Source organism: Acidovorax sp. SUPP1855 (genome assembly GCF_030158955.1).
Lineage (GTDB): Bacteria > Pseudomonadota > Gammaproteobacteria > Burkholderiales > Burkholderiaceae_C > Paracidovorax.
This window is the reverse complement of the sequence record NZ_BQXI01000071.1, coordinates 1-6,780: the sequence shown is the minus strand read 5'-3', so window position 1 is coordinate 6,780 and position 6,780 is coordinate 1. Positions and strand designations below refer to the sequence as shown.

At 70.8% G+C, this 6,780-nt stretch carries 2 protein-coding genes; both read left to right on the top strand.

What is annotated here, in order from left to right:
- On the top strand, positions 1 to 2,259 hold a 2,259-nt coding region (locus AVMA1855_RS26350), incomplete at its 5' end, for a type VI secretion system Vgr family protein (RefSeq protein ID WP_284427989.1).
- Positions 2,260 to 2,413: 154 nt separating this feature from the next.
- Positions 2,414 to 6,780: DUF6531 domain-containing protein (locus AVMA1855_RS26345; RefSeq protein ID WP_284427988.1), on the top strand; the 4,367-nt coding region annotated here is incomplete at its 3' end.

Genomic DNA, 6,780 nt, shown 5'->3' with positions numbered 1-6,780 from the left:
ATGACACGCCGCGTCACGATCCAAACGCCATTGGGAGAACAGCTGCAGTTTCGCCGCCTGCAGGGCCGGGAATCTTTGAGCGAGCTGTTTGCGTTGGATGTGGACCTGCTGAGCGAGAGCAAGTCCCTCGACCCCAAGGCGTTGCTGGGCAAGCACGCCACGGTGGAGGTGGAGACCGAAGGCGGCGGTCGGCGGTACCTGGACGGCATCGTCACCCGGTTCGGGCTGCAGGGCGAAGACCACCGGTATTACGCCTACCGCCTGCGCCTGCAGCCCTGGCTGTGGCTGGCCACGCGCAAGAGCGACTTTCGGATCTTTCAGAACAAGACCGTGCCCGACATCATCGAAGAGGTGCTCGGCAAATACGGCCACCCCCTGCAAAAGCGGCTCACGCGGGCGTATCGCAGCTGGGACTACTGCGTGCAGTACGGCGAGACCGACTGCGCCTTCGTCTCGCGCCTGATGGAGCATGAGGGCATCTATTACTACCACCAGCACAGCGCGGGCCAGCACATCCTGACCCTGGCCGACGACATCGTCGCCTCGCACAGCCCGCTCGCGGGCGCCGCCGTCATCCCGTTCTACCCGCCCGAGAAGGCCGCCGTCGCCGACAAAGAGAACATCCACGCCTGGGAGCTGCACCAGGCCATCCACTCCGGGCGGCACTACAACGACGACTACGACTTCAAGAAACCGCGCGCGGACCTGTCCAACATGCGCCAGACCCCGCCGGGGCACGCGCACGACGCCCATGAGGTCTACGAATGGCCGGGCGGGTACACCGAATTCGGCGACGGCGAAGCCTATGCCCGGGTGCGGCTGCAGGAAAGCCTCACCGGGCACAGCACCGTGCGGGGCCAGTCGCGCCACCGGGCGCTGGCCCCGGGCTACACCTTCACGCTGGAGAACTACCCGCGGGAAGATCAGAACCAGGCCTACCTGCTCACCGGTCTCGAATACCACTTCAAGGAAAACCCCCAGGTCAGCGCTGCTGCGCCGGGCCCCAAGGGCACGGCGCAGGAAGAAGGCTCGTTCCAGCGATTCACCCTGCTGGCCCAGCCCACCAGCGTGCCGTACACGCCTGAGCGCACCACGCCGAAGCCTCGCACCACCGGCCCGCAGACGGCGGTGGTCGTCGGCCCACCCGGCGAGGAAATCTGGCCCGACCAGTATGGCCGCGTGAAGGTGCAGTTCCACTGGGACCGCATCGGCGCCATGAACGAGAACTCCAGTTGCTGGGTGCGGGTCTCCAGCAGCTGGGCCGGCTCCGGCTTCGGGGCCCTGTTCATCCCGCGCATCAACATGGAAGTCGTGGTCGACTTCCTCAATGGCGACCCGGACCACCCCCTCATCACCGGCTGCGTCTACAACGCCGACAACATGCCGCCGTGGGCGCTGCCGGCCAACGCCACGCAGTCCGGCATCAAGACCAAGTCGAGCAAGGGCGGGGCCTTCGGTGACGGACTGAAGAACGGCGCGGGCGATGCCAACGCCATCCGCTTTGAGGACAAGGCCGGGGCAGAGCAACTGTGGCTGCATGCGCAAAAGGATCAGCTCACCGAAGTGGAGAACGACGAGGACAAGTGGGTTGGCAACGACCGGCGCAAGACCATCGACCGGGACGAGACCAACGTCATCCACCGCGACCGCACCGAGACCGTGGACCGCAACGAAAAGATCACCGTGCACGGCTGGCGCACCGAGGAAGTCGATGGCGACGAGACCATCACCATCCACTCCAACCGCACCGAGCGGGTGGACCACGACGAAAAGATATCCATCGGTGACAACCGCAACGAAGACGTTGGCATCGACGAGACGGTGAGCATCGGCAAGAACCGCAGCAAGACCATCGGCAAGAACGAGAAAGACCAGATCGGCAGCAACTGGACCATCCAGGTCGGGAAGATGAAAACCGAGACCGTGGGCATGGTGGCCCTGCAGAACGTCGGCATGGCCAAGATGATGAACATCGGCATGGCCTACAGCGTGAACGTCGGCATGGTGCGCAACGACCTGGTGGGCATGCACTGGAGCCGCAGCGTGGGCAAGGACGACAGCGTGAGCGTGGGCGGGGACCGCAGCGCGCAGGTGACGGGCGGCGACAGCCTGCAGGTGGGCAAGGCGCTGGCTGTGAAGGCGCAGCAGATCACGCTGGAGGCGGACCAGGAGATCACCCTGCGCTGCGGGGCGAGCACCGTGCGGCTCACGCCGGCGCTGATCGAAGTGCTGTCCAGCCTGGACAAGCTCAACTGCTGAGGCGGGCCGGCGGGGACTGCCCTGCATGGCCTTCGCGCGCTGGCGCGGCCCCAAACCCGATGCGATGGCCAGAAGCCCCGAGGCGATTGGCGCAAAGACCTTACCTCTCCCCCTTGCCTGAACCCGGCAAACGATCCCAAGAAAGAGCGGCAGCATGAGTGGCAAACCAGCGGCACGGCAAAGCGACATGACCCAAAAGGGCGGGCCGATCGTTCAGGGCTCGGCCACCGTGCTGATCGGCTCGGCGGGGGGCGTGGCGTGCTCCGTGTGCCCGGGCGGCATGGCGGTGGGCAGCCCCGTCAACCCGGCGCTGGGGGCCAAGGTGCTGATGGGCGGTGACGAGCTGGACTTCAGCCTGCCCGGGCCGATGCCGCTCGTGTGGCAGCGCCAGTACAGCAGCTACGTGAACGAAGAGCACGGGGCGACCTGCGGGCTGCTGGGCTACGGCTGGAAGCTGCCCATGGAGATCGCCGTGCGGCTGGAGGCAGGGCGCACCGTGCTGCTGGACACCGGGGGGCGTGCCATCACCTTCGGCGAGCCGCTGGCGCCCGGCGAAGCGCTGTACAGCGCCAGCGAAGACCTGTGGCTGATGCGAGGTGGCGGTGCGGGCGGCGCGTTGCCTGCCGGCGCGCCTGCCTCGCGCATCCCGTGCGAGCTGCAGCCCTGGGCCTGGCAGCCGCGCTGGGCCCACGTGCCCCAAGAGGCCCGGGCCGACGCGCGGTGCGTGATCGCCGCCTCGGGCAACGGAACCACCGCGTGGCTGCTGTGGCCGGGGGAGGACGGGCACCACCGCGTGGGCCGGGTGCTGGACCGCTTCGGGCGCAGCCAGCACTACGGATACGACGAGCACGGGCGGCTGGCCGGCATCACCGACGGCAGCGGGCGGCGCTATGCACTGCACTACAACCGGGAGCGGGACCGGGAGGGGGCCGCCGCCGCGGCCCCAACCACCGCCACTACCACCGCCACCGCCCACCCGCTGCTCGGCCCGGACAGCGGCGAGCGCCTGACCGGCGTGGACTGCGTGCACAACCCGCTGGATGCGGCCTGCACCGGCCCGGGCTACCGGGTGCCGCTGGTGCGCTACCGGTATGACAGCGCGGGCGACCTGGTGGAGGTGCTGGGGCGGGACGGCCAGCGCACGCGCGAGTTCGGCTACGACCGGGTGCACCGCATGGTGCGCCACCGGGTGCGCAGCGGACCGCTGCACACCTACGTCTATGAAGACCAGGGCGTGGCCATGCCCCGGCCCGGCGCCCGCGTGGTGGAGCAGCACAACGAGCAGGGACTGTCGTACCTCTTCGAATACCGCGATCCCCCCGCCATCCCTCCCGCCACCCCGGCTGCGATCGGCCAGTCCGAGACGGACCCCGGCACCCCGGACCCCGGCACCCCGGACCCCGGCACCCCGGACCCCGACACCCCGCAGCCCATGCTGCAGCCCGTGCCGGTGAGCGAAGTGCGCGTGCGCGACAGCCTGAACCGGCTCACCCGTTACCACTTCGAAGGCGCAGGCGGAGACAAGCGCCTGGTGCGGCTCGTGCTGCCCGATGGCGCCGAGCAGCGCGACCGCTACGACGGCGCGGGCCGGCGCGTGGCGCACACCGATCCGCTGGGGCGCACCACCTGGTGGCGCTACGACGGCGCCGGGCGGCTGCTGGGCACGCAGCACCCCGACGGGCGCAGCACCCGCCATCGCTGGGGCGAGGCGGGCTCGGCGCAGGACGGCCTGCTGCTGCAGAGCGTGGGCCTGGGGGCGCTGCCAACCCACATGGACTACGACGCCTGGGGCCGGCTGCGGCAGGTCACCGTGGGCGATCCCCAGGGACTGGATGCCCCGGCCCTGGCCACCCGCTTCGAATACGCCCCCCTGACGGCCGAGGGCGCCATCGACCCCGCCACGCAGCCCTGGTGCGACCAGCCCGTGGCCGTCATCGACGCGCAGGGCGGGCGCAAGGAGCTGGCCTACAACGGCTGCGGGCAACTCACGCGCCACACCGACTGCTCGGGCCGGGTGCATGCCTGGCACTACGGCGCCTTTGGCGAAGTGCGCGAGAGCATCGATGCCCTGAACCAGCGCACGCGCTACCAGTACGACGGCGCGGGCCGGCCCACCCGCGTCATGGCGCCCGACGGCTCGCAGGTGCAATACCGCTGGGGCCCGAACGGCCAATTGCAGGCGGCCACGCACAGTGCGCAGCCCGTGGGGGAGGGGGATGCCGCGGGCCACAGTGCCCTGCCCAGCACCTCCGTCACCTACGGGCACGACCTGTGGGGCCGCGTCGTCGCGCAAACCCAGGCCGGCCAGGGATTCGCGCTGCGCTACGACGTGGCGGGCCGTCTGGTGGAGCTCATCAACGAGAACCAGGCCGTCACCCGCTTCGTGCACGACGTGCAGGACCGGCTGGTGCAAGAGGTGGGATTCGACGGGCGCGTGCAGGTCTATGGCTACGACGCCGCCGGCCAGCTTGTGCACAAGAGCGACGGGCACGGGCAGGGCCACCACCCGGGCGTGCAGGGGATGGCCGGGCAAGGAATGGCCGGGCAGGGGACGGCCGCCCAAGGGCTGGGTGCCCAGGGGCTGGGCGCCACCGTGAGGAGCCGCAACCACCACGATGCGGGCGGGCGCATCGTGGCCCGCGTCCTGGTCCGCTCCCCGGGCCTGCCAAGCGCGCAGGGCAACGACACCAGCGCTCATGACCGCGGCGAGAGCCTGCAGATCCAGGCCTACGAGTACGACGACCGCGGCGCCCTCGCCGTGGCCCGCACGTGGAGCGCGCACCTGCCCTGGGCGGCAGAACAAGGCCGCGCCCACCCCCAGACCCAACCCCAGACCCTGGGCGAGCAATGGCTGGACGTTCCCGCCCCGCTGCTGCAAGCCCTGCTGGCCCTGGGCGCAACCTCTGCCGCAGAGCCCGATCCGGCCCTGGCCGAAGCCGCGCAGCGCCTGCAGGCCCAGCGCCTCATCGCCGACACGCGCGTGGCCCTGGAGCGCGATGCCTTCGGCCGGTCCACGGGCGAGGCGCAGACCCTGTACCGGCAGGCGCATGCCGCGCCCCTGCGGGGCGGCGAGCCAGAGCCCGAGTTCGAACACCGCATAGCGCACCGCCTGGGGGCGCTGGGGCAGCGGCTGGGCAGCCAGCTGCAGGGCCTGGGCGAGCTGGACTGGCTGGCCTACGGCTCGGGCCACATGCACGGGCTGCTGCTGGACAAGACCCCGGTGCTGGCCATCGAACGCGATGCGCTGCACCGGGAGGTCGGGCGCAGCCTGCAGCTGGAGGGCGGCGCGCAACGGGTCCATGCCGCAGTCACCCAGACCCGGCGCCTGGACCCCATGGGCCGGCTGCTGCAGCAAGACTGGCAAGGGCTGCCCTCGGCAGGCGCGGCGCAGGCACCGGGCCCGCTCGCCGCCCTGGCCGTGCGCCGCTACACCTACGACGCGCTGGGCCAACTGGTGGGCGTGCAGACCCCGTTGGATGCCACGCGCTACCACTACGACGTGCACCAGCGCCTGATCGGCGTGGCGCATGCGGTCGCCGATGGCGTGCAGCAGCGGCGCTGGCGGCTCGATCCGGCGGGCAACCGGCTGCCGGACCCCTCGGGCCAGGACGCGGCCCCGGGTGCGGACCGCCAGGACTGGGCGAGCCAGGTGCAGCAGAACCTGCACGACCCGGGCTTCGATCTGCTGCAGCCGCAGGGCGGTGCGCCAGGCCGCGCGGGCGGGCCGGTGCAGCAGTGGCCGGGCAACCGCATCGGCTGGAGCAACGGCGGGGCGGAAGCCGGTGCGGGAACCAGTGCGCAGGGGGGCACCCTGCAGTACCGCTACGACGCCTTCGGCAATCGGGTGCAGGCGCAGCACGCCGATGGGCGCACGCTGCGGCTGGAGTACGACGCGCTGCACCAGTTGGCGGCGGTGTCCGAGCAGGCGCTGGGCGAGCCGGGCTGGACGCCGGTGGCGCGCTACCGCTACGACGCGTTCGGGCGGCGTCTGGGCAAGGCCGTGGTCCGCGAAGGACGTCGGGAGAGCACCCACTACGGCTGGGACGGCGACCGGCTGGTGCATACGCAAGATGGGCAAGGCATCCGGCACACGGTGTACGAGCCGGCCAGCTTCGTGCCGCTGCTGCAGCTGCAGCGCAGGCAGGGGGCCAAAGATGCGGTGCAGTTGCTGATGCAAGCAGAGCCGGGCGAAGACGCCACGGATGCGGCGGACAGCTTCGCGGCCATGCCGCGGGCGCAGCGGGAGATGGTGCAGGCGGCGCTGAACACCGTGCTGGACCCCGCCAGCGGCGCGCAGGCACTGGCCCTGGTGCAAAAGCACATGCCGCAGGATCTGGCGCAGGCCATGGCGGGCAGCGTGAGCCAGTTGCAGGCCGAGCGACAGGCCCAGGCAGCGGGCAACCCGCTCACCATCCGGCACTACCTGTGCGACCACCTGGGCACGCCGATCGGGCTGGTGGATGGCAACGGAGAGAAGGCCGGCGAGATCACCTGGGCGGCCAGCTACGGCGCCTGGGGAGA